At 73.0% G+C, this 26400-nt stretch carries 23 protein-coding genes and 1 pseudogene; 17 read left to right on the forward strand and 7 right to left on the reverse strand.

All coding sequences use genetic code 11. The features are described 5' to 3' along the window. Window positions 1-386 precede the first annotated feature (386 nt). Both ACFULQ_RS18710 and ACFULQ_RS18715 read right to left on the reverse strand, forming a co-directional pair. Window positions 387-1304, reverse strand: a complete 918-nt coding sequence (locus ACFULQ_RS18710; RefSeq protein WP_383545028.1) for an RNA polymerase sigma-70 factor — start codon at window positions 1302-1304, stop codon at window positions 387-389. Beyond that, window positions 1301-2503, reverse strand: coding sequence for an NAD(P)/FAD-dependent oxidoreductase (locus ACFULQ_RS18715; protein ID WP_383545031.1), 1203 nt, complete (start codon window positions 2501-2503; stop codon window positions 1301-1303). The genes ACFULQ_RS18710 and ACFULQ_RS18715 overlap by 4 nt, the downstream gene beginning before the upstream one ends. Window positions 2504-2664: 161 nt before the next feature. Between ACFULQ_RS18715 and ACFULQ_RS18720 the strand changes: the two genes are divergently transcribed. Both ACFULQ_RS18720 and fusA read left to right on the forward strand, forming a co-directional pair. Then, the gene (locus ACFULQ_RS18720; RefSeq protein WP_383545034.1) at window positions 2665-3777 is read left to right on the forward strand and encodes a serine hydrolase domain-containing protein; all 1113 of its coding nucleotides are present in this window, start codon (window positions 2665-2667) and stop codon (window positions 3775-3777) included. A gap of 311 nt (window positions 3778-4088) precedes the next feature. Continuing rightward, window positions 4089-6122: an elongation factor G gene (fusA, locus tag ACFULQ_RS18725; RefSeq protein ID WP_383545037.1), complete on the forward strand. Its 2034-nt coding sequence runs from the start codon at window positions 4089-4091 to the stop codon at window positions 6120-6122. 54 nt (window positions 6123-6176) lie between these two features. On the opposite strand, the gene ACFULQ_RS18730 is transcribed toward fusA, so the two are convergent. Next, window positions 6177-6569, reverse strand: a complete 393-nt coding sequence (locus ACFULQ_RS18730) for an SCO5389 family protein (RefSeq protein ID WP_383545039.1) — start codon at window positions 6567-6569, stop codon at window positions 6177-6179. Between the two features lie 43 nt (window positions 6570-6612). Further along, complete coding sequence (locus ACFULQ_RS18735) at window positions 6613-7572, reverse strand: ATP-binding protein (RefSeq protein WP_383545041.1); 960 nt, start codon at window positions 7570-7572, stop codon at window positions 6613-6615. A 124-nt stretch (window positions 7573-7696) separates the two neighbouring features. Between ACFULQ_RS18735 and ACFULQ_RS18740 the strand changes: the two genes are divergently transcribed. From ACFULQ_RS18740 to ACFULQ_RS18760, 5 genes are read left to right on the forward strand one after another with little or no spacing between them, the layout of a single operon-like run. Beyond that, the gene (locus tag ACFULQ_RS18740; protein WP_383545044.1) at window positions 7697-8233 is read left to right on the forward strand and encodes a GNAT family N-acetyltransferase; all 537 of its coding nucleotides are present in this window, start codon (window positions 7697-7699) and stop codon (window positions 8231-8233) included. A gap of 7 nt (window positions 8234-8240) precedes the next feature. Then, window positions 8241-9722, forward strand: a complete 1482-nt coding sequence (locus ACFULQ_RS18745) for an ABC transporter substrate-binding protein (protein WP_383545047.1) — start codon at window positions 8241-8243, stop codon at window positions 9720-9722. 3 nt (window positions 9723-9725) lie between these two features. Continuing rightward, the gene (locus ACFULQ_RS18750; RefSeq protein WP_383545049.1) at window positions 9726-11519 is read left to right on the forward strand and encodes an ABC transporter permease subunit; all 1794 of its coding nucleotides are present in this window, start codon (window positions 9726-9728) and stop codon (window positions 11517-11519) included. Further along, entirely contained in the window at window positions 11516-12862 is a 1347-nt protein-coding gene (locus tag ACFULQ_RS18755) for an MDR family MFS transporter (RefSeq protein ID WP_383545052.1), read from the forward strand. Before ACFULQ_RS18750 ends, ACFULQ_RS18755 begins: the two co-directional genes overlap by 4 nt. Before the next feature lie 10 nt (window positions 12863-12872). Further along, window positions 12873-13322, forward strand: a complete 450-nt coding sequence (locus ACFULQ_RS18760; RefSeq protein WP_383545055.1) for a GNAT family N-acetyltransferase — start codon at window positions 12873-12875, stop codon at window positions 13320-13322. Between the two features lie 40 nt (window positions 13323-13362). Here ACFULQ_RS18760 and ACFULQ_RS18765 read toward each other — a convergent pair whose 3' ends face one another. After that, entirely contained in the window at window positions 13363-14139 is a 777-nt protein-coding gene (locus ACFULQ_RS18765; RefSeq protein WP_383545112.1) for a CDP-alcohol phosphatidyltransferase family protein, read from the reverse strand. 121 nt (window positions 14140-14260) lie between these two features. On the opposite strand from ACFULQ_RS18765, the gene ACFULQ_RS18770 reads away from it, so the two are divergent. The 5 genes and pseudogenes from ACFULQ_RS18770 to ACFULQ_RS18790 form a co-directional block, all read left to right on the forward strand. Beyond that, the gene (locus ACFULQ_RS18770; RefSeq protein ID WP_383545057.1) at window positions 14261-15241 is read left to right on the forward strand and encodes a zinc-binding alcohol dehydrogenase; all 981 of its coding nucleotides are present in this window, start codon (window positions 14261-14263) and stop codon (window positions 15239-15241) included. 116 nt (window positions 15242-15357) lie between these two features. Then, window positions 15358-15756, forward strand: a complete 399-nt coding sequence (locus ACFULQ_RS18775) for a 6-carboxytetrahydropterin synthase (RefSeq protein WP_046728401.1) — start codon at window positions 15358-15360, stop codon at window positions 15754-15756. Next, window positions 15753-16937 carry a glycosyltransferase family 4 protein gene (locus tag ACFULQ_RS18780; protein ID WP_383545060.1) on the forward strand — a complete coding sequence of 395 codons (1185 nt, stop codon included), beginning with the start codon at window positions 15753-15755 and terminating at the stop codon, window positions 16935-16937. Before ACFULQ_RS18775 ends, ACFULQ_RS18780 begins: the two co-directional genes overlap by 4 nt. After that, window positions 16934-17941, forward strand: coding sequence for a class I SAM-dependent methyltransferase (locus tag ACFULQ_RS18785; RefSeq protein WP_383545063.1), 1008 nt, complete (start codon window positions 16934-16936; stop codon window positions 17939-17941). Before ACFULQ_RS18780 ends, ACFULQ_RS18785 begins: the two co-directional genes overlap by 4 nt. Beyond that, window positions 17938-19113: pseudogene (locus tag ACFULQ_RS18790) on the forward strand (YbhN family protein); the annotation flags it as partial. The gene ACFULQ_RS18785 and the pseudogene ACFULQ_RS18790, both read left to right, overlap by 4 nt. A gap of 113 nt (window positions 19114-19226) precedes the next feature. Here ACFULQ_RS18790 and ACFULQ_RS18795 read toward each other — a convergent pair. After that, on the reverse strand, window positions 19227-20036 hold the full coding sequence (locus ACFULQ_RS18795; protein ID WP_383545066.1) for a creatininase family protein: 810 nt from the start codon (window positions 20034-20036) through the stop codon (window positions 19227-19229). A gap of 38 nt (window positions 20037-20074) precedes the next feature. Here ACFULQ_RS18795 and ribA point away from each other — a divergent pair, with 38 nt between their 5' ends. Genes ribA through ACFULQ_RS18820 form a run of 5 tightly spaced genes read left to right on the forward strand, consistent with a single transcriptional unit; the run spans window position 20075 to window position 25095 of the window. Next, complete coding sequence (gene ribA / locus ACFULQ_RS18800; protein ID WP_383545069.1) at window positions 20075-20734, forward strand: GTP cyclohydrolase II; 660 nt, start codon at window positions 20075-20077, stop codon at window positions 20732-20734. A gap of 45 nt (window positions 20735-20779) precedes the next feature. Next, on the forward strand, window positions 20780-21751 hold the full coding sequence (locus tag ACFULQ_RS18805; RefSeq protein ID WP_383545071.1) for an ornithine cyclodeaminase family protein: 972 nt from the start codon (window positions 20780-20782) through the stop codon (window positions 21749-21751). After that, a complete protein-coding gene (locus tag ACFULQ_RS18810) occupies window positions 21748-22881 on the forward strand; it encodes an NAD(P)/FAD-dependent oxidoreductase (protein ID WP_383545074.1) in 1134 nt (377 codons plus the stop codon). The genes ACFULQ_RS18805 and ACFULQ_RS18810 overlap by 4 nt, the downstream gene beginning before the upstream one ends. Further along, the gene (locus ACFULQ_RS18815) at window positions 22878-23942 is read left to right on the forward strand and encodes a saccharopine dehydrogenase (RefSeq protein WP_383545076.1); all 1065 of its coding nucleotides are present in this window, start codon (window positions 22878-22880) and stop codon (window positions 23940-23942) included. Before ACFULQ_RS18810 ends, ACFULQ_RS18815 begins: the two co-directional genes overlap by 4 nt. Further along, entirely contained in the window at window positions 23935-25095 is a 1161-nt protein-coding gene (locus ACFULQ_RS18820; RefSeq protein ID WP_383545079.1) for a saccharopine dehydrogenase family protein, read from the forward strand. The genes ACFULQ_RS18815 and ACFULQ_RS18820 overlap by 8 nt, the downstream gene beginning before the upstream one ends. Here ACFULQ_RS18820 and ACFULQ_RS18825 read toward each other — a convergent pair. Then, a complete protein-coding gene (locus ACFULQ_RS18825) occupies window positions 25092-26318 on the reverse strand; it encodes a serine hydrolase domain-containing protein (protein ID WP_383545081.1) in 1227 nt (408 codons plus the stop codon). The two genes, ACFULQ_RS18820 and ACFULQ_RS18825, sit on opposite strands and share 4 nt — an antisense overlap. Window positions 26319-26400: the final 82 nt, after the last annotated feature.

The following is a 26400-nucleotide window of genomic DNA, read 5'->3' on the forward strand; positions in this document are numbered from 1 at the left end:
CCTGGCGGCGGCAAGTTACCTCTGCCCAAAGGACTCGCCACCGGGCTGCACGCCGTCACCCGGGCCCGGGTGGTGGGCCCTGTTGATTCAGGTGCGCCTTCCAGCGCATGGTCCACCGCCTGCGGTCCTTGCGAACGACGGGCGGCACGACAGGGTTCTTCCGTTGGCTGCCAGTGGCGCTGTCCTCCTTGGCGCCCACTAGGGAATCAGGGTGGCGGCCGGTTTCCCGAGGAGACGGTGGGCCCCGGGTGAACCTTGCAGCTTGAGTCGTCCTTGGGCGACAACGACCGTATCGTCAGTGGTCGACTCCCCCCTCGGACACCACAGACAAGAAGCGCCGACCCCGGCAAGGGGCGGCGCTTTTCTTGTCCCTGGGACCGGCCGGCTCAGCACAGCTCGTGCCGGGTCCCCTCCGCGACCGCGTGCAGCTTGTCCGGGTTGGCCACGTTGTGGAGCGCCGAGATGCGGCCCTGCGCGTCGAAGTCGAAGGTGAGCGTGGCGATCACCCGGTCCGGGCCGCGGAAGACCACCCCCGGGCCGCCGTTGACCGAGGTCAGCTCCGCCCGCATCTGTCCGGGCTCGATGCCCTGGTAGGTCGCTGTGGCGAGCGCGGCGAACCAACGGGCCACCGTCTCCACGCCGACGACCGGCTTGAGGGCCTGACGGACCTTCCCGCCGCCGTCGGTCCACAGCGTCACGTCCGGGGAGAGCAGCTCCATGAGGGTGTTGATGTCACCGCCGGTCGTCGCCGCGAAGAAGCGCTCGGTGACGTCCCGTTGACGGGCCCGGTCCGCGGCGAACCGGGGCCGGCGCGCCCGTACGTGGGCGCGGGCGCGGTGTGCGGCCTGCCGTACCGCCGCCTCGGAGCGTTCCACCGCCTCCGCGATCTCGACGTAGCTGAAGGCGAAGACCTCCTTCAGCACGAACACCGCACGCTCCAGCGGGGTCAGCGTCTCCAGGACGACGAGCAGGGCCATGGACACCGAGTCCGCCGTGGCCACGTCGTCGGCGGTGTCCGGACCGGTGAGGATCGGCTCGGGGAGCCATGGCCCGACGTACGTCTCGCGCTGGCGGCGGGTCGAACGCAGCTGTTCCATGGCCACGTTGGTGACGATCCGGGTCAGGTACGCCTTGGGGTCGGCGACCTGGGAGCGATCCGCCGACGACCACTTCAGCCAGGTCTCCTGGACCGCGTCCTCGGCGTCCGCCGCCGTGCCGAGGACGCGGTAGGCGACCGAGAAGAGCAGCGTGCGGTACTGCTGGAAGGCGAGCTGGTCGGGGCCGGTCTGGTGGGCCTGGGTCACTTGACACTCCGGATCCGGGTGTGGCGGCCGCCGCGCGGCCAGAACGCGCCCGAGGCGGGCATCTTCTTCATGCGGCCGAAGGTGGCCCACGGTGCCGAGCCGACGATCTCCTTGTACCTGACGGCCCCCTTGCCGGTCAGCACGATCCGGCGCGGGCTGTCGTCGGGACGGGTGAACTGTACGACGGCGTCGCCCCGGCCCAGGCTGACGGGGGTGTGGTAGTGGCCGAACCGGAACGGCCGGGGCTGCTTCCCGGCCAGGACCCGCAGGATCGACAGGGCGGCGTGCACTCCCGTGGGCATCCCGCTCTGGCAGGTCCCGTGCAGCACGCCGTAGCCCTGACGGACCGCCGCCGCGTCGCCCACGGCGTAGACGTCCGGGTGGGAGACCGAGCGCAGCGCGTCGTCGGTGATCACGCGGCCGCGGTCGTCGACGGTCAGGCCCGCGGCGGCGGCCAGCGGTGGGACACGGGTGCCGCTGGTCCACAGCACCAGATCCGCCGGAACGCCGGAGCCGTCCGCGAGTTCGACGCCGTCCGGCAGCACCTTGGTCACCTCGGCACCGGCGCGCACCCGCACCCCGAGCCGGGCGAGTGCCGCGTCCACGTGGGCCTTGGCCCTCGGGTGCAGCGTGGCCCCGGGCTCCTGCCGGCCCAGCAGGACCACCCGGAGCCGGGGGTGCCGTTCGGCGATCTCCGCGGCGGCCTCGACACCGGTGAGTCCGCTGCCGCCGATCAGGACCGTGCCGCCGTCGAGCCGTTCCAGCCGGTCGGCGAGGAGGGCGGCGGACTCCGGGCCGTCGAGGGTGTGGGCGTGCTCGTCCGCACCGGGGACGGTGACGGTGTCCGCGACGCTGCCCAGGCCGTAGACCAGGGTGTCGTAGCGCAGGACCCGGTCGTCGTCGATCCGCACGGTCCTCGCCGCCGCGTCCACGGCGGTGACCCAGCCGCGGACGAAGACGGCACCGGTGCCGTCCAGCAGCTCCGGGATCCTCATCTCGGCCGTCTCCTGGCCGGTGGCGGTCATGTGCAGCCGGAGCCGCTCGGTGAACGTGTCGTACGGATTGACCAGCGTCACCCGCAGATCGCCCCGCTTCCGGGTCCGTGCGGCGAGTTGTGTCGCGGCGGAGAGCCCGGCGTATCCGGCCCCCAGGACCAGGACCTCGTGCTGCCGGGCCGCTGCCGAGTGCGTCGTCTTCATGGTCTGCCATCGCTTTCGTGTAGGTCGTTCCCGCCGTGCGGACGACCACCTGACGCAAGCTGGCCGTCGGAACGTGAGGCGAGATCCATGTGACCTGCACCACACGCTGAGTCGGTTAATTCGTTTGACCCGGCCCGCCCGTGAGGCGCTGAATACCCGGCATGGCCGACATCCAGGGCACGTACGACGATCTCTTCTCCGCGGTCCCCAACAAGCTGGCCGCGCTGCTGGAGGAAGGCGACACCGGCGGCTCGGTGGCCGTCTTCGTCGACGGTGAGCCGGTGGTCGACGTCTGGGGCGGCTTCGCCGACGCCGGCCGGACCGTCCCGTGGACGCGCGACACGATCACCAACGTGTTCTCCACGACCAAGACGATGACAGCCCTGTGCGCGCTGATCGTCGCCGACCGCGGCGAGCTCGACCTGGACGCCCAGGTCGCCCGCTACTGGCCGGAGTTCGCCGCCGCGGGCAAGGAGAAGGTGCTCGTACGGCACCTGCTCTCGCACACCGCGGGACTGCCCCACTGGGAGGGCCCGGTCGAGGAGCTCTACGACTGGCAGGCCGCCACCGCCCGGCTCGCCGCCCAGCCGCTCCTGTGGGAGCCCGGCACCGCCGCCGGATACCACTCGGCCACCCAGGGCTTCCTGGTCGGCGAGGTGCTGCGCCGGATCACCGGACGGACGGTCGGTGCGTTCCTCGCCGAGGAGGTGACGGGCCCGCTCGGCGCCGACTTCCACATCGGGCTCCCCGCCGAGCACGACCACCGGGTCGCCCTCACGGTCCCGCCGCCCGGCCGGGACGAGGACTACACGGCCGGTGCCGCCACCCCCGGCCCCGACGCGACGCCCTCCTCCGGGACCGCCCTGCGCGTCCGGGACGGCAACAGCGTGGCCTGGCGGCGCGCCCAGATCCCCGCCGCGAGCGGGTTCGGCAACGCCCGCTCCATCGCCCTCGTCCAGTCCGCGCTCGCCTGCGGAGGAACCGTCGGCGGCGTACGGCTGCTGTCGGCGGCGGGCGCCGAGCGGGCCCGTGAGGAGCAGTTCAGCGGCGAGGACCGTGTGATCGGCATGCCCCAGCGGTACGGCCTGGGCTACGGACTGTTCGGCAGCAGCCTCGGCTGGGGCGGCTGGGGCGGCTCGCTCGTCATGATCGACCCCGACGCCCGCATGGTAGTGGCGTACGCGACCGGCCAGATGCGGGAACCGGCCGAGGACACAAGGGGGTTGGACCTCGTCATGGCCGCCTACGACGGCCTCCAGGGCCTGCTCCGCTGACCGCAGAAAACCCCGTGCGCCGACGTGGCCCGCTCCCTACACTCGCATCACCAGGACGATCACCAGGGACGACGAGTGAGGGGAGTACGGCCATGTGCGTGCGCACCGCTGTCGCCGTCCCCCGGACGTCGTACGACGTGATCCTCGTGTCCTCGCCTCTCCGGTGCCCGCTGCGCGGCCGGCACCGGACACCCGTCACGCCTGTCTGAGCGGCTCCAGGAACACCGCCGTGGCACGCACTTCTGACGTGCCGTCATGCCGTACGGGTCATCGCGCAGCCCTGTCATCACCGCACCGAAAGGCCACGGGCCGTGCGCACCAACCACCTCAACCCGCTCGCCGCCGTCCGCAATCTCGGCATCCTCGCCCACGTCGACGCCGGCAAGACCACGGTCACCGAGCGGATCCTGTTCGCCACCGGGACCACGCACAAGCGCGGCGAGGTCCATGACGGCACGACCGTCACCGACTTCGACCCGCAGGAGCGGGACCGCGGGATCACCATCTTCGCGGCCGCCGTCAGCTGCGCGTGGGACGGGCACCGGATCAACCTGATCGACACCCCGGGACACGTCGACTTCGCCGACGAGGTGGAGCGTTCGCTCAGGGTGCTCGACGGGGCGGTCGCGGTGTTCGACGCGGTCGCCGGCGTGGAGCCGCAGAGCGAGTCGGTGTGGCGGCAGGCCGACCGGCACGGTGTGCCGAGGATCGCGTTCGTCAACAAGCTGGACCGCGCGGGCGCCGACCTCGACACGGCCGTGGAGTCGATCCGACGGCGACTGCATACGGCCCCGCTGGTCGTGCAGCTGCCCATCGGCCGCGAGGACGGCTTCACCGGAGTCGTCGACCTGCTGCGGATGCGAGCGCTGACCTGGCCCGACGACACCATGACGGAGGGCCCGGTCCCCGACGACCTGCGCGAGGAGGCGTTCAGGCGCCGCCGCACGCTGGAGGAGGCCGTCGCCGAACGGCACCCCGCCGCCCTGGAGGAGTTCTGCGACCGCGAGACCCTCTCCGCCGACACCCTCACGGCGGCGCTGCGGGACCTCACCCGCAGCGGCGACGGCGTGGTCGTGCTGTGCGGCTCGGCCTACCGCAACCGCGGGATCGAGCCGCTGCTGGACGCCGTGGTGGCGTACCTGCCGTCCCCGCTGGACGTGCCCGCCGTACGGGGTGAGCAGGGCGAGGAACGGCCCTGCGACCCGGCGGCACCGCTTGCGGCACTGGCGTTCAAGGTGAACGCCACCCCGACGGGACGGCTGACGTACGTCCGGGTGTACTCGGGAACGATCGAGAAGGGAGCCACCGTGTGGGACGCGGGCGCGCGGCGCACCGAGCGCGTCGGACGGATCCTGCGGGTCCGGGCCGACCGGCACGCCCCGCTGGAACGGGCGGTCGCCGGCGACATCGTCGCCCTCGTCGGGCTGAAGTCGGCCCGCGCGGGCTCGACCCTGTGCGCGCCGGACGCCCCACTCGTACTGGAACCGCCGAGCGCGGCCGAACCGGTCGTGTCCGTGGCGGTCGAGCCCCAACGGTCCGTCGACACCGACCGGTTGGCGTCGGCGCTCGCCCGGCTGGCCGAGGAGGACCCCTCGCTGGTCGTCCGCACCGACGCCGAGACCGGCCAGACCCTGCTGTCCGGCATGGGGGAACTGCATCTGGAGGTGGCGGTGGAGAAGGTAAGGCGTGAGCAGGGCCTCGCCCTCACCGTCGGCCGCCCGCGGGTCAGTCACCGCGAGACGGTCGGGCGCGGGGTGTCCGGGCTGGTCTTCCGGCACGTCAAACAGGACGGCGGGGCCGGGCAGTTCGCGCACGTCGTGCTCGACGTCGAACCGGCCGAGGAGGGCTTCGCGTTCCGTTCGGCGGTCGTCGGCGGGCGCGTCCCGCAGGAGTACGTCCGCGCGGTCGAGGCCGGCTGCCGGGACGCCCTGGCCGAGGGACCCCTCGGCGGGCACCCGGTGACCGGGCTGCGCGTCACCCTCACCGACGGGGCGACCCATGTGAAGGACTCCTCGGACACGGCCTTCCGCACGGCGGGCCGGCTCGGCCTGAGGGAAGCCCTGCGCGCCTGCGCGATGGTGCTCCTGGAGCCGGTCGTCGAGGTCACGGTCACCGTGCCCGAGGACGCGGTCGGAGCGGTGCTCGGCGACCTCGCCGCGCGCCGCGGCCGGGTCTCGGGCTCGGTCGCGCGCGGCGGCTCGGCGGTGCTGACGGCAACCGTGCCGCTGGCCGAACTCTTCGGCTACGCGACCAGGTTGCGCAGCCGCACCCAGGGCCGCGGCACCTTCACGGCCCGGCCCACGGGGTACGCGCCGGCGCCGGCCGAGGCGGCGGTCCGGCGGTAGCGACGGTGTGGCCCTCCCGCAGCAGGGAGGGCCACACCACATACCGGGACGGGCTCAGCAGTCCCTGAACTCCGGCGACTGGTTCAGTACCTGCGAGCGCACCGAGGTGAAGCGGGCGTACGTCTCGCCCGTGGTCGACTCCGAGCGGAACGCGGCCACCCGGTGGCAGTTCTGGAAGGCGAGTGCCACGCCGAAGTGGCGTTCCAGGCTGCCGCGGATGGCGTCGCTGGCGAGGGCGCGCAGGAGTTGGCCGCGCTCCTTCTCCGAGGGGGGAGGGGTCTGGTTGTCGGTGAACTCGGCGGTGCCGCCCTTGAGTTCACCGGCGAGGGAGGCGATCAGGTCGTAGGCGTAGGGGAGGGACGTGCGGACGGTGTCCACGAAGTCCTCCTCGCGGATGGCGCCCTGTTCGGCTTCGGCGAGGAGCTTCGGGGAGACGTCGAGAGACATGTGCGGGGGGTTCCTGTCCTGTTGTCGTGTAACGGAGGGGGAGTCAGCCGAGGGAGGCCGGGCCCGGTACGAAGTCCGGGTCCACCTGGGCGGTCAGGTCGAGGCCGGTCGCCTCGTTCGCCCAGGAGCGGGCGTTGCGGAGGTGGAACTCGACCGTGTGGCGGTGGAGGGCGGCCCAGTCGCGGGGGTGGGCGTCGACCGTGTCGCGCAGGGTCGTCAGGGCGTGCCGGTTGTGGGGCTCCAGGGACTCCAGGTCGCCCTCCGCACGGCCCTGTTCGGCCGCGCGCACCCAGGGCGACTGGACCAGGTGGGTCAACAGGTCCTCGCCGACGTGCTCCTTGAGGAAGAGCAGGTCGTCCTCGCCGGTCACCTTGTTGCCGACCACGGCGATCCGGATCCCGAACTCCCGTGCGTGGTCCCGGTACTGGCGGTAGACCGAGACGCCCTTGCGGGTGGGTTCGGCCACCAGGAAGGTCAGGTCGAAGCGGGTGAACAGGCCGGAGGCGAAGGCGTCCGCGCCCGCCGTCATGTCGACGACGACGTACTCGCCGGGGCCGTCCACCAGATGGTTGAGGTACAGCTCCACACCACCGAGCTTGGAGTGGTAGCAGGCCACCCCCAGGTCGCTCTCGTCGAACTCGCCCGTCACCATCAGCGGCACGTCACCCACCCGCCGGACGTGGCGCGCGTGGAGTTCGTCGTCGCCCAGCAGGCGCAGCAGACGTGAACCGCGGCCCGGCGGCGTCGTCTTGATCATCGCCTCGCGGGAGGCGATGCGCGGGTTGCCGCCCCGCAGGAAGTCCTTGATGTCGGCCACGTGCGCGCCCAGGGGAGGGGCGTCCACAGCGGCGGGTCCGTCGTGGCCCAGCGCCTCGGCCAGGTGCTGGTTGATGTCGCCGTCCACGGCCAGCACCGGTGCGCCGGAACGAGCCAGATGACGGGAGAAGAGCGCCGACAGGGTGGTCTTGCCGCTGCCGCCCTTGCCGACGAACGCGATACGCACTACCGCGTCCTCTTTTTGAAAATGGATGTCATGTCGGTAGGTTCTATGGCGTGGATTCGATCACTGTCAAATCCCTCCGAACCTCTGTGATCAAGCAGGAAGGCTTAATGCATATGATGTGCAAGTGCATGACTACAGCATCAGGGTGGCGAGCCCGGACGACCTCGACGGTGCGCGAGCCGTGATGCTCGACACCGTCTACCGCGACTTCAGGACCGGGTACGTGCCCCGCTGGCACGGCGACATCATCGACCCGGCCGCCGCCTATCTGGTCCCGGCCCGCCACACCCTCCTCGTCGCCCTCGACCCGGACGACCGGGCCGTCGTGGCCACCGGCGCCCTGGACTCCCGCGGCCCGGCCCACCCGCCGAACCCGCGTGAACTGGCCGAGCGCTACCCCTCGGGCGAGACCGCGCAGTTGCGCCGGATCTACGTCCGCCCCGAGCACCGCAGGCGCGGCCTCGCCCGCCGTCTGGTCGACGAACTGCTCGCCTTCGCCGCTGCCGACGGCGGCTACCGCTCCGTCTATCTGCACACCGACCCGGCCGTCCCCGGCGCCGAACCCTTCTGGCGTTCGCTCGGCAAGGTCGTGCACGACGAGCGCGAGACCACGGGCGGCGTGAGCAACGTCGTCCACTTCGAGATACCGATGGGCCGATAGAACCACCATGCGACGCCGACACCTGCTGGGCTCCCTGCTGCTCGCCCCCGTCCTCACCGCCTGCTTCGCCTCCACGGGCGGCGACTCCGCCGACCGGGGGAGCGATGGCGCCCGCCTCCGGGTCGCCCTCGCCTTCCCGCCCACCGAGAACCTCTCGCCCTACGGCGCCGACGCCACCCTCCTCAGCCGCCTCGGCGTCACCGAGGGCCTCACCGCGCTCGACGCCAACGGCGCCGCCGCCCCCGCGCTCGCCGAGTCCTGGCGCCGCGAGGACGACCGCAGTTGGCTGTTCACCCTGCGCGAGGCCACCTTCCAGGACGGCTCGCAGGTCACCCCGGCCGCGGTCGCCGCCGCTCTCACCCACGCCGGCGATGCCAAGCCCGCCCCGGCCGCCCTCTCCGGCGTCACCCTGGCGGCGAAGGCGGCCGGGGACGCCGTACGCATCACCACGAAGGCGGCCGACCCCGTGCTGCCGCTCCGGCTCTCCAGCCCGAACCTGGCCGTGTTCGCCGCCAAGGCCTACACCGGGGGGACAGTGGATCCGGTCGGCACCGCCACCGGGCCCTTCGAACTCACCGAGCTCACCGGCTCCACCGCCGCCGCCCTCGACCGCTTCGACGACTACTGGGGCGGCCGCGCCCAGGCCTCCGGCATCGACGCCCGCTTCGTCGCCGACGGCACCGCCCGCGCCAACGCCCTGCGCACCGGCCAGGTCGACATCGCCGAGGCGATACCCGTCTCCCAGGCAGCCACCCTCGACGCGGCCGGCATCGAGGAGACCGCCACCACCCGCACCACCAGCCTCCAACTCAACACGGAGTCAGGCCCGTTCAAGGATCCCGGGCTGCGCGCCGCCGCCCGCGAGGCCATCGACGTCCCGGCCCTCGTCAAGGGTGTCTTCGAGGGGTACGCCGATCCCGGCGCCGGCATCTACGGACCAGCCGTGGCCTGGGCCGAGGGCAAGCGGCTGCGGCCCACCGGACGGGCCGCCGCCGCGCGGCCGAACGGCACCGCCGTCACCCTCGCCACCTACGACAACCGGCCCGAACTCCCCGAGGTCGCCCAGGTCCTCCAACAGCAGCTCCAGAAGGCCGGGTTCAAGGTGAACCTGGTCGTGCGGGAGTACGCGCGACTCGAAAGCGACGCCCTCGCAGGGAAGTTCGACGCGTTCGTCGTCGCCCGCAACAGCCTCGTCGACACCGGTGACCCCGTCGGCGTCCTCGCCGGCGACTACACCTGCGACGGCGGCTACAACCTCGCCCGGCTGTGCGACGAGAAGGTCGACAAGGCGGTCACCGAGGCCGACCAAGTCGCCGACACCGCCCGGCGGCAGGACGCGGCCATGCGCGCCGAGGCGGCGATCCTCGGTACCGACGCCGTGGTCCCACTGGCCCACCAGGGGATCATCGTCGGCGTCGGCACCGACGTCCGAGGGGTCCTCCTCGACCCGTACGAGCGGACCCTGGTCGGCACCGGAACGCGGCGCTGATCCATGCGCGAACGCGTCGCCACCCTGCTGTGGCGGGTCCTGCTCGCGGCGGCCCTGGTGTGCGGGATCGGCCTGCTGCCGTGGCTGTCCCGCACCGACCCGGCGCTCACCGTGCTCAAGGCCCGCTCGGCGGACCGGGACCCCGACCCCCGGGTCCTGGCCGACATCCGGGCTCAACTCGGGCTGGACCAGGGCCCCTTGCACCTGCTCGGTCAGTGGCTCGGCGGGCTGCCCCGCGGCGACGCCGGCCGGTCGTGGCTGAACGGTACACAGGTCGCCCCCGCCGTCGCACAGGCCCTCGGGGTGTCCCTGCTGCTGGTGACGGTGGCGCTGGTGGCCGCCGCCGGCACCGCCGCCCTGGTCTGCGCCCGCACCCTGTGGCTCGGAGCGCACCGGCGCCTCGACGGGCGACGGAGGGGCGGCGGCGCCTCGGCGATGCTCGCCGCGCTGCCCGAGTTCCTCACCGCCTCCGTGCTCGCCACCGTCGTCGGCGTCCAGCTCGGCTGGCTGCCCGCCCTCGGCTGGTACGGCCCCCGGTGGACGATCCTGCCCGCCCTCGCCCTCGGTCTGCCCGCCGGGGCCGTGCTCGGACGCCTCCTCGACGACCTGCTCCCCGGCGCCTTCGCCGAACCCTGGGCGTCGGCCGCGGAGGCACGCGGACTGCGGGGCCGTACCGTCGCCGCCCAGGCCGTGCGCCGCTGCGTCCCCGCGCTGCTGCCCAACCTCGGCCTGTTCGTCGTGGGCCTCACCGCGGGATCCGTCGCCGTCGAGCAGATCTACGACATCCCCGGCCTCGGCCGCACCACCCTCCAGGCCGCCCTCGCCCAGGACCTGCCCGTCCTCCAGGCGGGCACCCTCGCCCTCCTGCTCCTCGCGGCCGGCGCCACCGGCCTCGCGGCACTCGCCGTCCGCCGCCTCGCGGGCCCGGCCCTGCGCGACGGCGCCCTGGACTCCCTGCACCGGCCGCGCCGGCCCGCCCGCAGCGTCCTGCCCTTCGTGTACGGCGGCCTCCTGACCGCCGTCGTCACGCTCGGCCTGTTCCGCGACCCGCTCGCCCTGGACACCGGCGCCCGCCTCCAACTCCCGTCCACGGAACACCCGTTCGGCACCGACGCGCTCGGCCGGGACCTGCTCGCCCGGGTCGGACACGGGGCCCTCGACACCCTGTCGGCCGCCCTCGCCGTCAGCGTCGGCGCGCTGGTCGTCGGTGTCCTGCTCGGGCTGCTGCCCCGGCTGTCGGGGCCACTCGTCGACACCGTCAACGCCGTACCGCCGGTGCTCGCCGCGCTGCTGGTGACCGCCGTCGCCGGAAGCGGGGCCGCCACGCCCGCGATCGCCGTCGCCACCGTCTCCTGGGCGGCGCTCGCCGCGCACACCTCCTCACTGCTCCGCCAGGAACGCGCCACCCTGCACCTGGCGGCCACCCGGGGCCTGGGCGCGAGCCGCTGGTACCTCCTGCGGCGCGAGGTGTTGCCCGCGATCCTGCCGCCGGTCACCCGGCACGCCCTGCTGCGCCTGCCCGGTGTCGCCCTGGCCCTGGCCTCCCTCGGCTTCCTCGGCCTGGGCTCCCAACCGCCCTCCCCGGAGTGGGGGTTGCTCCTCGCCGAGAACCAGCCCTACGCCGAGCGCGCCCCCTGGGCCGTCCTGGCGCCCGCCGCCGTACTGGCCCTGCTGGGCGCGCTCGCGGTGAGTTCGGCGGGCGGGGTGCGGTGGCCGCGACGGCGCGCGCGACCTCGTGCTGCCGTGATCCGGTCCGAACTGCCGTTGTCCGCAGGGGAGTTGGTGAGGAGCGGATGACCTCCACGTCCCTCGGGACCGGGAAGCCGGTGGGGCTCACACCGCTGCTGCGGCTGCTCATCCTCACCCAACTCGCCTTCAACGTCGGCTTCTTCGCCGTGCTGCCCTTCCTGGCCGAGCATCTGGGGCGGGCCGTCGGGATGGCGGGCTGGCTGATCGGCTTCGTGCTCGGGCTCAGGACCTTCAGCCAGCAGGGGCTGTTCGTGGTGGGCGGGGCACTCGCCGACCGGTACGGGATCCGGCCGGTCGTGCTCGCCGGGTGCGTGCTGCGGATCGCCGGGTTCGGGTGGCTGGGGTACGCCGAGCGGACGGGGGCGGTGATCGGGGCCGTCCTGCTCATCGGGTTCGCGGCCGCGCTCTTCTCGCCGGCCGTCGAGTCGGAGGTGGCGCGGCAGGCCGTTCTCCACGAGGAGGCGGGTGGCCAACGTACGCGTGTGCTGGCGTTGTTCACCGTCGCCGGGCAGGCGGGCGCGTTCGTGGGGCCGTTGCTCGGTGCGCTGCTGCTGTCGGTGGACTTCCGCGCGGTGTGCCTCGCGGGCGCCGGGATCTTCGTGCTCGTCCTCACCGGGCACGTGTGGCTGCTGCCGCAGCGCGTGCCGGGGCGGCGGCGCGTGCAACTTCGGGGCGGTCTCGGGACGTTGGTGCGCAACCGGGGATTCCTCGCGCTGTGCTGCGCGTACGGCGCCTACCTGCTCGCCTACAACCAGCTCTACCTCGCCCTGCCCGGGGAGGTGGAGCGTGCGACCGGTTCGCAGTCGGCGCTGGCCTGGCTGTTCGCGGTGTCCTCGCTGCTGGTGGTGACCGCGCAGCTGCCCGTCACCCGCTGGGCCGGTGCCAGGCTGTCGCTACGGCGTTCGATGACGGTCGGACTGCTGCTGATCGGCGCCGGGTTCGCGGTCGTCGCGCTGGCACGGCCCGCCGCGTGGACCGGCGCCGGGGGACTGCTGCCGTCGGCGGGCTTCGTCGTCCTGCTCACCCTCGGGCAGATGCTCGTCGCGCCGGTGGCCCGGTCCTGGGTCCCCGACCTCGCGGAGGAGGGACGGCTCGGTCTGTACACCGGGGCACTGTCCTCGGTCTCCGGCCTGATCGTCCTCCTCGGCAGCTCCCTCACCGGCTCCCTCCTGGACGCCGGACTGCCGTCCGCGGTGCCGTGGCTGCTGCTGGCCGCCGTACCGCTCGCGGCGATCGGCCTGTTGCAGCACACGTCGACTGCAACCCCCCAGGGGCGCGGGGAACTGCGCGACCAGCCCCGACGCACCCGCACCCGCCCCACAACCTCACCCGGCACCCTCCGGCGCCCCCACCCCCCGATCCGCCGGAGGCGACCGCCTCACCGGCGATAAGGTCCACCCCATGGAGACTCAGGACATCCGGGTGGTCGTCGCCCGGGAGGCCGACCAGGAACTCGTCGACGCCTTCGCGCGGATGCTGCCGCAGCTGTCCTCGACCGCCGAGGCGCTCGACCTCGCCGCGCTCGACCGCATCCTGGCCTGCGACGCCAACACCATGCTGCTCGCCAGGTCGTCGGCCGGATCGATCCTCGGCACCCTCACGCTGGTCATGTTCCCCGCCCCCGCGGGCCTGCGGGCCCGGATCGAGGACGTGATCGTCGATCACGCGGCCCGCGGTCAGGGTGTCGCGGGGCTGCTGATCCGGGAGGCGATCCGGCTCGCCCGGGAGGCCGGGGCCCGGACCGTCGACCTCACCTCGCGCCCGGACCGGGCGGCCGCCAACCGGCTGTACGAACGACAGGGGTTCCGGCAGCGTGAGTCGACCGTGTACCGGGTTCCGCTGAAGGGCTGAGCCCCCCTCAGACCTCCCGAGAGTCCCCAGGCAGGGTCGCTCAGGAGGCCACGGCCTGCCGGGCCGGCACCAGCTCCAGCAGCTCCTCCACCGCCGCCTGGTCCGCCCGGTGCGTGCGCCACAGCCACAGGATGTCCCGGCCGAACGACCAGACCAGCGTCCCGAGGGCCAGGGCCACCACCCCGAAGGTCGCCGTGAACGGCAGGTACCCGGATGCGGCCACCAGCAGCAGGATCCCCTGGAGCGCGGCCACCGTCTTGCGGGCCATGCTCGGCGGCAGCGGGGCGTTGAGCCAGTTCCAGACGCGGGCGGCGCCGACGAAGCCGTAGCGCATGGCGCCGATCAGCAGCACCCACGGGCCCTGCGACATCGACACGTACACGCTGAGCACCAGGATCAGGAACGCGTCGACCTCCATGTCGAACCGCGCACCCAGCGGCGTCGAGGTGCCCGTCGCACGGGCCACCTTGCCGTCGACGCCGTCGAGGATCAGGGCCACCGCGGTCAGGCCGACGAAGAGGGTGACCGGCGGCGAGTCCTGGAAGGAGTCGGCGACCAGGGCCGTCACTCCACCGACCAGGGTGGCCCGGCCGAGCGTCACCCGGTTGGCCGGACCGAAGGACCGCGGCCGGGTGCGGTGCAGCGCCCTGGAGAGCACGGCCCAGGTGGCGACGGCGAAGGCGAGGCCGGTCAGCCAGCCCGCCGGCCCCATGCCGATCGCCGTGCCGAGCAGAGCCAGCAACAGGATCTGAACGCCCGCTCCGACAGCGGTCTCCTGCTGGACCAGCCTTGCTTCGTAAGTGTTGTTCAGGGCCACCGCAGATTCCTCCGGCCAGATGACAGAGTCGATCAAGGCCGCGTACTGTGCGCGGCCTGTGCACACCTCGGTTACGTGACGAGGTACGTGCCCGAGTTGCCGATCGTTCAGGAGGTTCTCGATGAAGGCCGCCGCACGCGCGTTCTGGCTCCGCTCTCCGGGTGAGGGCGAGGTGCGGGAGGTGACCCTTGCGGCCCCCGGCGAGGACGAGGTGCTGGTCCGCTCGCTGTACTCGGGAGTCAGCAGAGGCACGGAGACCCTCGTGTTCCGCGGCCAGGTGCCCGAGAGCCAGCACGCTGCCATGCGGGCACCGTTCCAGGAGGGCGACTTCCCGGGACCGGTGAAGTACGGCTACCTCAGCGTCGGAGTGGTGGAGGAGGGCCCGGCCGCGCTGAAGGGCAGGACCGTCTTCTGCCTCCACCCGCATCAGACGCGGTACGTGGTCCCCGCGAGCGCGGTGACGGTCGTACCGGACGACGTGCCCGCCCGCCGGGCCGTCCTCGCCGGCACGGTCGAGACCGCCGTGAACGCCCTGTGGGACGCGGCCCCCCTGATCGGCGACCGGATCGCGGTGGTCGGCGGCGGCATGGTCGGCAGCTCGGTCGCCGCCCTCCTCGCCCGCTTCCCCGGCGTCCGCGTCCAGCTGGTCGACTCCGATCCGGCCCGTGCCGCGACCGCCGAGGCCCTCGGCGTCGGCTTCGCGTCCCCCGCGGACGCCCTCGGCGACTGCGACCTCGTCGTCCACGCCAGCGCCACCGAACAGGGCCTCGCCCGCGCGCTGGAACTCCTCGCCGCCGAAGGCACGGTCGTCGAGCTGAGCTGGTACGGCGACCGCCGCGTCAGCCTCCCGCTCGGCGAGGCCTTCCACTCCCGGCGGCTGACCGTCCGCAGCAGCCAGGTCGGCACCGTCTCCCCGGCCCGCGCACATCGCGGTTACGACGGCCGGCTGGCCCTCGCGCTGCAACTGCTCGCCGATCCGAGGCTTGACGCCCTCATCACGGGGGAAAGCGCGTTCGAAGAACTGCCGGAGGTGATGCCCGCGCTGGCCAGTGGGGAAATTCCGGCCCTCTGTCACCTCGTGAGGTACGGCAAGAGCGCCTGACCTGAGAAAAGAGTGAGATCCGGCTGAACACGGGGAAGCGGAGAGCCGTACTACACGGCATCCCCCGGCAGGGATCAGCCGGGGGACCAGACGCGCCGCACCTGGAGGGTCGTCCGTTGTTCAGCATCACCGTCCGCGATCACATCATGATCGCCCACAGCTTCCGCGGCGAGGTCTTCGGCCCCGCGCAGCGACTGCACGGCGCGACGTTCCTGGTGGACGCCACGTTCCGGCGCGAACAGCTGGACGACGACAACATCGTCGTCGACATCGGACTGGCCACCCAGGAACTCGGTGCCGTCGTCAGCGAGCTGAACTACAGAAACCTCGACAACGAACCCGACTTCGCGGGGATCAACACCTCCACGGAGTTCCTGGCGAAGGTCATCGCGGACCGGCTCGCCGAGCGCATCGAGAAGGGCGCCCTCGGCGAGGGGGCCAAGGGCCTCGCGGGCCTGACCGTCACCCTGCACGAGTCGCATGTCGCCTGGGCGAGTTACGAGCGTGCCCTGTGACCGACCTGACCACCGGGCGGGCGGCCACGCTGGACTACGTCCCCGTGCAGCACTCCGCCCTCAAGAAGGCCGAGATCATCCCGATGTCCCTGCGCTCCGTGCACTTCGTGATGCCGGGCGGCGTGGACGACCCCACCGCGCCGAGCGGCGGCAACGCCTACGACCGGCGGGTCTGCCTGGACCTGCCCGGCTTCGGCTGGCAGGTCGAGCGGCACGCGGTGGCCGGCAGCTGGCCCCGCCCGGGAGCCGCGGCCCGCACCGAACTGGCCCAGACCCTGCGGGACCTGCCCGACGGCACCGTCGTCCTCATCGACGGCCTGGTCGCCTGCGGGGTCCCGGAGATCGTCGTCCCGGAGGCGGAGCGGCTGAGCATCGCCGTCCTCGTCCACCTGCCGCTCGGCGACGAGACCGGCCTCGAACCCGGCCTCGCCCTCGAACTCGACGCCAAGGAGCGCGCGGTGCTGCGGGCCGTGCCCGCCGTCATCGCGACCAGCGACTGGGCCGTACGGCGACTCGTCTCGCACCACGGCCTCGCGCCCGAGCGGGTCCACGTCGCCACCCCCGGTGCCGACATCGCCCCGCTCGCCTCCGGCACCGACGGGCTCTCCCGGCTGCTGTGCGTGGCCGCGGTGACCCCCCGCAAGGGCCAGCACCGGCTGATCGAGGCCCTGGCCGGCGCCCAGGACCTGCCGTGGAGCTGCGTGTGCGTCGGCGGGATCACCCAGGATCCCGAGTACGTCGCGCACCTGCGGATGCTCATCAAGAAGTACGGCCTCCAGGACCGCCTGCACCTCGCGGGACCGAAGGCCGGCGCCGAGCTCGACGCCAGCTACGCGGCCGCCGACCTGATGGTCCTCACCTCCTACGCCGAGACCTACGGCATGGCGGTCACCGAGGCCCTCGCGCGCGGCATCCCGGTGCTGGCCACCGACGTCGGCGGAGTCGCCGAGGCGGTCGGTCGCGCCCCCGACGGCGGCGTGCCCGGCATCCTCGTCCCGCCGGAGGACCCCGCCGCCCTCGCCGCCGAACTGCGCGGCTGGTTCGGCGAGGCGGACGTACGACGCAGGCTCAAGGCGGCTGCCCGGGGCCGGCGGGCCGCCCTGGACGGCTGGGCGACCACGGCCCGCAGCCTGGCCGGAGTTCTCGGCCGACTGCCGAGCGAACCCAGGAGGGCGGCATGAGGAAGACGGCGACCAAGCAGAGCGGCAAGATCCCGGCCCAGCCGGGGCCCCGAGAGGTGACGTCCGTGAAGTCCGCTGTCCCTGCCGACGCAGAATCGGTCATTCCCGGTGCCGGGCCCAGCGCCCGCCCCGGTGAGCGGCCCACCGTACGGCTTCGGGACGCCGGTCCCGACGACGCCCCCCGCTACGCGCCCGAGTGGCTGGAGCTGCGGGAAGGACCCGACGCGGCCGCGCGGGCCGGCGACCTGATCGACCCGCTGCGGATCCGGCTGGCCAACCTGCCCGGCAAGGCCGGTCTCGTCATCCACGACCTCGGCTGCGGCACCGGCTCGATGGGCCGCTGGCTCGCGCCCCGCCTGGACGGCCCCCAGCACTGGATCCTGCACGACCGCGACCCCTACCTCCTGCACTTCGCGGCGGTCGCCTCCCCGCGCTCCGCCGCCGACGGCAGCCGGGTCACCGTCGAGACCCGCCGCGGCGACGTCGGCCTGCTCACCCCGGACGCCCTCGCCGGCGCCTCCCTGGTGACCGCCTCCGCGCTGCTGGACGTCCTCACCCGCGAGGAGATCGACACCCTCGCCGCGGCCTGCACCGGCGCCGGCTGCCCGGCGCTGCTCACGCTCTCCGTGGCCGGCCGGGTCGAACTCACCCCGTCCCACCCGCTGGACCAGGAGATCGCCGACGCGTTCAACGCCCACCAGCGGCGCGGCGGACTGCTCGGCCCGGACGCCATCACCGTCGCCTGCGAGGCGTTCTCCGAACGGGGCGCCACGGTACGGCTGCACCCCAGCGCCTGGCGCCTCGGCCCCGCCGACTCCGCGCTCACCGTGCAGTGGCTGCGGGGCTGGGTCGGCGCGGCGGTCGAGGAGCGGCCCGAGCTGAAGGAGCGCGCCGAGCGCTACCTCCAGGAGCGTCTCGAGGCCTGCCGCGCGGGCGAGTTGAAGGTCGTCGTCCACCACAGCGACCTGCTGGCGCTGTCCCGGCCGACGGGCGGAGCGTCATGAGCGTGGAGACGGTGCGGCCGGCCGGCGAGCGGCACGCGACGAAGGCCGAGCGGCCGAGCCTGCCGGTGCGGAGCACCGACCGCGCCGGGGCGGGTGCCCAGGACTGCGGCACGGTCTCCCACCGCGCCCTCACGCTGCGCACCGAGGTGCTCCAGACGGGCAACGACGTGCTCGCGGCCCGCGCCGACGCCCTGGTGGCCCGCGCCGAACTGCTCGAAGCGGCCGGAGTGTCCGCGGCGGACCTGCGTGCCGCCGCAGCGGTCTCCGGTGACCGCATCGGGGTGATCGTGACCCAGGCGCGGCCCCGCCCCGCCGGTACCCAGCGGTGGCGCACCGCCCTGCGTTCCGCCCTCGACTCCCGCGCTCTGCGCACCCACTTCGGCACGGTCGCCGGTGTCACCATCCTCGCCGTCCTGCTGTGGCGTCTGGGCACCGGCGTCTTCCTGGACGGACTGCGCCGCATCGACACCGTCGCCCTGCTCGCGGCGCTCGCGATCGGCGTCCTGACCACCGTGTTCAGCGCCTGGCGCTGGCAGTTGGTGGCCCGCGGGCTGCGCATCAGGCTGCCGCTCGGCCCCGCCGTCGCCGACTACTACCGCGCCCTGTTCCTGAACGCGGCCCTGCCCGGCGGTGTCCTCGGCGACGTGCACCGCGCGGTGCGGCACGGACAGAGCGCCGGGGACATGGGCCGCGGAGTGCGCGCGGTCGTCCTCGAACGGGCCGCCGGACAGATCGCGTTGGCCCTCGTCGGCGGCGCGGTCCTGCTCACGATGCCGTCCCCGGTGCTGGACGACGCCCGCCACCTCGCCCCTGCCGCCGGCCTCGCCGCCCTCGGCGCCCTCGCCGTCGTCATGGCCCTGCGCATGAACCGGGCCCCCTCCTCGCGCCGGGGCCGGGCGCTGCGCGCGACCCTCGCCGAGGCGCGCGAGGCCCTGCTGTCCCGCCGCAACTGGCCCGGCGTCACGCTCTCCTCGGCCGCCGTCCTCGCCGGTCACCTCGGCATGTTCGTGCTCGCCGCCCGCATCGCGGGCTCCGGCGCCTCCGTCGCCGTACTGCTGCCGCTGGCCGTGCTCGCCCTGCTCGCCATGGGACTGCCGCTCAACATCGGCGGGTTCGGCCCCCGGGAGGGCGTCACCGCCTGGGCGTTCGCCGCGACGGGCCTCGGCGCCGAGGCCGGCCTCGCGACCGCGATCGTCTACGGCGTCCTCAGCTTCGTGGCGAGCCTGCCGGGCGCGGCCGTCCTGGTCGCCCGCTGGTACCAGGGACTGCGGCGCCCGGCGCGGTCCTACGCGGAGTCGGACTCGGCGTCGGATTCGGTTTCGGTGCCGGATTCGGTCCCGGTGCCGGATTCGGTCAGCATCGAGAAATACGGTCCGAAGGAAGCCGCGAGGCTCTCCAGCAACGCTTTCCCTTTTTCCGCAGAGCCCAGCGAAGGGCGCCCGATGACACCGGAATCGGTGTAACCGGACATACCGAGGGTGAGGAGATGACGACGGTCGTCTGCGACGAAATCGGAGGTCTCGTAACCGGGGCGGAGAGATTCCGGGTGCGCGTGCAGAAGAATGGAGGTCTCGATTTCTCCCGCGTGCATGTCGGTGAGCAGCGAGGTGACCACTCCCGCATCCAGCCGGGCCGCCTCCCAGTCCTCCGCGGCCGGGAACAGCGCCGTCCGCTCCCCGCGGGCGGACGCCTCCTGGACGACGTTGCCCAGCACGTAGTTGCCGCCGTGTCCGTTGACCACGACCAGGGCCTCGACGCCCGAGCGGCGCAGCGAGTCCGCGATGTCCCGTACCACCGCGTGAAGGGTGACGGAGGAGATGCTGACGGTGCCCGGCCAGGCCGCGTGCTCGTGCGAGCAGGAGATCGTCACCGGGGGGAGGAGGTGCACCGGGTACGCCGCGGCGATCTCTCGCGCGACGGCACAGGCGACGAGCGTGTCGGTCGCCAGCGGAAGATACGCACCGTGCTGTTCGAAGCTTCCCACCGGAAGGACCGCGACCTGTGTTGAGACGCCCGCCCCCCGCGTCCGTACGTCTTCCGTAGTGTCCGTCGGCAACAGACCGTACGCCGCCGACCGTATTTCCGAACCACTCATCTTTTCTCGGCCTTTCGTCTCTGCTTAGGAACCAGATCATGACAGACAAAGTTGGCGTACTCGGCAAGAAGGCACCACAGCGTACGGGTGTGGAGCGCGTGGTGAATGCCCCGTTGCCCACCGTGTACGGGAAATTCCAGGCGGTCGGCTACCTCGATCACGACCGCGGTGACGAACAAGTCGCCCTGGTGCACGGTGACATCGGCTCGGACGACGTGCTCGTCCGGCTGCATTCCGAGTGCCTGACCGGTGACGCGTTCGGCTCCCAGCACTGCGAGTGCGGCGACCAGCTCGACGCCGCGCTCAGGGCCGTGGTCAAGGCGGGCAGCGGCATCGTCGTCTACCTGCGCGGCCACGAGGGCCGGGGGATAGGCCTGCTCGCCAAGCTGCGCGCCATGGCGCTCCAGGCGGAGGGCCTGGACACCGTCGAGGCCAACCTCGCGCTCGGCCTGCCCGTGGACTCCCGGGACTACGGCGTCGCCGCCGGGATCTTCCACGACCTGGGCGTGAACTCGGTGCGGCTGATGTCCAACAACCCGCGCAAGCGCGAGGCCCTCCAGCGGCACGGCATCAAGGTCACCGAGACGGTCCCGCTGCTGATCACCCCGTGCGAGAGCAACATCACCTATCTGCGCACCAAGCGGGAGCGGCTGGACCACGTCCTGCCCCATCTGGACGCGGTGGCCCACCTGTCCTGACCGCCGGACGGATTCCGGCACGGGAAATCCGGACAGGAAGAGGGAATGACCGACGACGTCCTCTTCCTCTCCGGAGAGCAGGTCACCCGCCTGCTCGACGTGGATGCGGCCATCGCCTCGCAGCGCGCGGCCTTCACCGCGCTCGGCTCCGGGACGGCCGACCTGCCGGCGAAGATCATGCATCCGAGCCGCTTCGACGACAGCGTGGTCTTCGCCTACGTCTCCCGGCTCTCCGCCGACTCCGGGGCCGTCGCGAAGTTCGGCAGCGTCAATCCGGGCAACGCGGCGGCCGGGCTGCCCACGATCCACGCCGTGGTGACGGTCCTCGACCCGGAGACCGGCCGCCTCGCCGCCGTCATGGACGGCACCGCGGTGACCACCCTGCGCACGGCCGCCGCGAGCGCCGTCGCCGTCGACGCCCTGGCCGGCCCGGACAGCACCGACCTGGCCGTCCTGGGCTCCGGCACCCAGGCCCTGGCCCACGTACGGGCGATCTCCCGGGTACGGGACCTGAAGTCCGTACGGCTGTGGAGCCCGACCCCGCACCACCGCACCCGCGCCGCCCGCACGCTCACGGACCTCGGCTTCCCCGTCGAGGCGGTCGGCAGCGCCGAGGAGGCCGTGAGCGGGGCCTCACTGGTCGCCGCCTGCACACTGAGCAGCACACCGGTCGTGCACGGGGCATGGCTCGCGCCCGGCTGCACGGTGGTGAGCGTGGGCTCCTTCGAACCCACCCGCCGGGAGGCCGACGCGGAGGTCCTGCGGCGAGCGGTGCGATCGGGGGCCGTCGTCGTCGACGACCCGGTGACCGCGGCGGAGCACGCCGGACCGGTCGTGGCCGCGCTCGAAGCGGGGGAGCCGATCCGTCTCGTGGCGCTCGGAGACGTCCTGACGGGACGTGCCACGGCACGAACGGGGCCTGGCGACATTGTGTACTACAACAGCGTCGGCCTCGGCATCCAGGACGCGGCCGCCGCCTGGGCCGTGGTGCGGGCCGCCCGGGAGGAGCACGCATGAGCGTGGTCGTCGTCGGCGGCGGGGTCATGGGCACGAGCATCGCCCGCCACCTGGCCCTGGCCGGCGTACCGGACGTGGTCCTGATCGAGCGGGACGAACTCGCCTCCGGCTCCACCTCGAAGGCGGCGGGCGGGGTGCGGGCGCAGTTCTCCGACGAGCTCAACATCCGGCTCGGGGCCCGCAGCCTGGAAGCGTTCGCCCGGTTCGAGCAGGACACCGGGCAGGACATCGGACTGCACCGGGTCGGCTACCTCTTCCTGCTGTCGACGCCGGAGGAGGTCGCGTCCTTCGAGGCGAGCGTCGAGCTCCAGAACTCCCTCGGCGTCCCCAGCCGCATGATCGACCCGGCCGAGGCACAGCGGCTCTCCCCGCTCATCACCACGGACGGACTGCTCGCCGCCGCCTTCTCACCCGAGGACGGCCACTGCACCCCCGAGTCGGTGGTGCACGGCTACGCGGCCGACGCCAGCCGCCACGGCGCGACGATCCTGCGGCACACCGAGGTCACCGGCATCGAACGGCACGGCGACGCCATCACCGCCGTGGTCACCACGAAGGGCCGGATCGCCACCGACACGGTGATCTGCGCGGCCGGCGCCTGGTCGCGGGCGATCGGCGCGATGGTCGGTGTCGACCTGCCGGTGCAGCCGCTGCGCCGGCAGATCGCGGTCACCGAACCGGTCGAGGGGCTGCCGCCCGACCTGCCCATGACCATCGACTTCACCAGCAGCCTCTACTTCCACGGCGAGGGCCCCGGCCTCCTCCTCGGCATGTCCGACCCCGACGAGCGACCCGGTTTCGACACCGCCACCCACGACCGCTGGATCCCCCGTCTGGCCGAGGCGATGGCCCACCGCGCCCCCGCCCTCCTCGACCTGCGCCGCACCGGCGGCTGGGCCGGCCTCTACGAGCTCACCCCCGACCACAACGCCCTGATCGGCGAGGCGACTTCGGTCTCCCGCTTCCTGTACGCGACCGGCTTCTCCGGCCACGGCTTCCTCCAGGGACCGGCCGTCGGCGAGGTCGTCCGCGACCTGTACCTGGGCCGCGTACCCTTCGTGGACATCAGCCCGCTCAGCGCCGGCCGGTTCGCGGCCGACGCCCCGCGCCCGGAGGCCAACCGCGTATGACCGAGCTCCATCTGTGGCTGCGCCACGAGGTCCGTTCCACCGAGCGACGCACGCCCCTCGTGCCGTCCGACGCCCGGCGCCTGGTCGACGCCGGGGTGACGCTGACCGTCGAGGAGTCCCCGCAGCGGATCTTCCCGATCGAGCAGTACGAGGCGGTCGGCTGCGCGGTCGCCCCGGCGGGCTCCTGGGCGACCGGGGCGCCGCCGGACGCGGTGGTCGTGGGTCTCAAGGAACTCCCGGACGAGCCGGGCGCCCTGATCCACCGTCACCTCTTCTTCGGGCACGCCTACAAGCGGCAGCCCGGCGCCGCGGAACTGCTGCGCCGGTTCGCCGCCGGGGGAGGGGCGCTCCTCGACCTGGAGTACCTGGTCGACGACCAGGGCCGCAGGCTCGCCGCCTTCGGGTACTGGGCCGGCTATCTGGGCGCCGCCCTGGCCGTGCTCCAGCACCGCGGCAGGCTGGTCGCGCCGCTCGTCCCCACCTCGCAGGAGGAACTGGAGGAGGTGCTGCGGCCGGTCGCCGGGGACGAGGAGTTCACGGCGCTGGTGGTCGGGGCCCTCGGCCGCAGCGGACGGGGAGCGCGGGTCGCGCTGGGGGTCGCCGGGGTGGAGCCGACCTGCTGGGACCTCGACGAGACGCGGAACCTGGACCGCCCCGCCCTGCTCGCCCACGACGTGCTGGTCAACTGCGTCCTCGCCACCAGCCCCGTCCCGCCCTTCGTCCGCGAGGAGGACCTGGACGTCCCCTCCCGCCGGCTGCGCACCCTCTCCGACGTCACCTGCGACGTCGGCTCACCGCTGAACGTCCTGCCGGTCTACGACCGCGTCACCGAGTGGGACGACCCGGTCCGCCGGCTGCACAAGGAGCCCCCGCTCGACCTCATCGCCATCGACAACCTGCCGTCCCTGCTCCCGGAGGAGTCCAGCACCGACTTCTCCGCCGCGCTGCTGCCCCTGCTGCTGGAGTTCGGGACCGGTGGGCCGTGGGGGCGCTGTCTGGAGCGGTTCCATCAGGCGTGCCGTGAACTCGGCATCACAGAAGGGGGATCCCTCGGTGACTGACCTGGTTCCCGCGACTGGCACCGTGCACTGGATCGGCGCAGGCCTCTCCACCGGCAGCGGACTGACGGAACTGTGCGACACCGCCGACCGCGTGCTGCTGTGGCACCGCACCGAGGAACGGGCCGAAGAGGCCCTCGAAGCACTGCGGCTCAACGGACGGGCCGTGCCGCGCGCCTACACGCTGCCCGCCCTCGCCGCCGAACTGGCCCCCGGGGACGTCGTCGTGTCGATGCTCCCCGCACCCGAGCACCCCGGTGTCCTCGCCGCCTGCGTGCGCGAGGGGGCCCACTTCGCCTGCTCCAGCTATGTCTCCGACGCCTTCCTCGAACAGGTGCCGCAGGCGGAGAAGGCCGGGATCGTCGTCCTCACCGAGGCCGGCCTCGACCCCGGGATCGACCATCTCTTCGCGCACGGCCTCGTCGCCCGGGCCCGCGCGGCGATCGGCGGCACGACACCGGCGTCGTACACCCTGACCTCCTACTGCGGCGGTGTCCCCGCCGTCCCGAACGACTTCCGGTACCGCTTCAGCTGGGCCCCGCTCGGCGTGCTCAACGCCCTGCGCTCGCCCGCCCGTTACGTGGACAACGGCACCCCCACCACCGCCGAACGCCCCTGGGAGGCGACCCGGCGCCATGTCGTGGACGGCGAGACCTTCGAGGTCTACCCCAACCGGGACAGCCTGCCCTTCGTGGAGCAGTACGGCCTCCCGGCCGCCTGGACCCCGCGGACCTTCGTGCGCGGCACCCTGCGGCTGGACGGCTGGCTGCGCGCCTGGGAACCGGTCTTCGAGGAGCTGCGGACCGGCGACGACACCCGGATCGCCGCCCTGGCCAAGGAGTTGGCGGCCCGGTACCCGACGACGGACGCCGACCGTGACCGGGTCGTCCTCGCCGTCTCTCTCGACGTGCGGGCCGAGGACGGCCGCACCTGGTCCGGCGGCTACCTCCTCGACCTGGTCGGCGACGAGGAGGAGAGCGCCATGGCCCGCTGCGTCTCCCGCACGCTCGCCCTGGGCGTCGGCCACATCCTGGACGGCTCCCTCCCGGCGGGCCTGAGCCGGGCCGCCGGGACCGACGCGCGCTCGCAGCAGTGGCTGGGTGAACTCGCCCGGGACGGCGTGCACTTCACGCTGCGGGTGGACCAGCCCGACTAGTCCGTGAGCGCCTCGCTCACCAGCCGCTTGAGGTCCGGGAACAGCTTCAGCGTCTTCGGCCGTACCTGCGTGAAGAACTGCACGGTCAGATCGCGGCCCGGGTCCACCCAGAAGGTCGTGGAGGCGGCCCCGCTCCAGCCGAAGGCGCCGAGGCCCGAAGGGGCCAGGGTGCGGTCGGGGTCGATCACCACGGAGACGCCGAGGCCGAAGCCGAGGCCGTCGTTGCCGGGCTCGTCATGGGCCGGTCTGGTGCCGAAGGCGCGCAGGTCGGCGCCGCCCGGAAGGTGGTTGGAGGTCATCAGGTCGACCGTCTCGGGCGACAGCAGGCGGGTGCCGTCGAGTTCGCCGCGGCGGCGCAGCAGCTCGGCGAAGCGGTGGACGTCGTAGGCGGAGGCCACCATGCCGCCGCTTCCGGACAGCAGGCGGGGACGGCCCCTGAGCGGCAGCCCTGGGACCGGCTCGATCGTGCCGTCGTCCTTCTCGCCGTACAGCTCGGAGAGTCGCTCCGCCTGCCGGTCCGTGACCCAGAAGCCGGCGTCGGGCATCCCGAGGGGCTCGAAGATCCGCTCGGCGCAGAAGGCGTCGAGGGTCTGCCCCGAGGCGATCTCGACGACGTGGCCCAGGACGTTGGAGGCGACCGAGTAGTTCCACTGGGTGCCCGGCTCGAACTGGAGGGGCAGGCTCGCGTAGACGGCGACCGTCTCGGCGAGGGTCGTGCCCGGCAGCACGGAGGACTCCAGGCCCGCCTCGCGGTAGAGCGCGTCGACCGGGTGGGAGTGGTAGAAGGCGAAGGTCAGGCCGGCGGTGTGGGTCATGAGGTGCCGGACCAGTACGGGGCCGTCGGCGGGGCGGGTGGTGAGGGTGTCACCGGAGCCGTCCACGTACACGCGCGGCTCGGCGAACGCCGGGATGTAGTCGGCGACCGGGTCGTCCAGGGACAGCCGTCCCTCCTCCACCAGCAGAAGGGCGGCGACCGCGGTGACCGGTTTGGTCATCGAGTAGATCCGCCACAGGGTGTCGGCCTCGACGGGCAGCCCGGCCGCGAGGTCGCGGTGTCCGTGCGCGGTGAGGTGGGCGACGCGTCCGCCGCGGGAGACGGAGACCAGGAAGCCGGGCATCCGGCCCTCGTCGACGTAGTGGGCGAAATGCTGGTCGAGGCGGTCGAGCGCCTTCATGTCCAGCCCGACCTCACAGGGGTCGACCTCTTGCCGCAGCCGTGCCATCGTTCTCCTCCGTCGCGTCCGTCGAGGTGCGAACCGTCTTACCCGTCCGGAACCACCTCAGACATCATCGTCGCTCAGGAAA

The organism is Streptomyces sp. NPDC057253, from assembly GCF_042669125.1.
GTDB lineage: Bacteria > Actinomycetota > Actinomycetes > Streptomycetales > Streptomycetaceae > Streptomyces.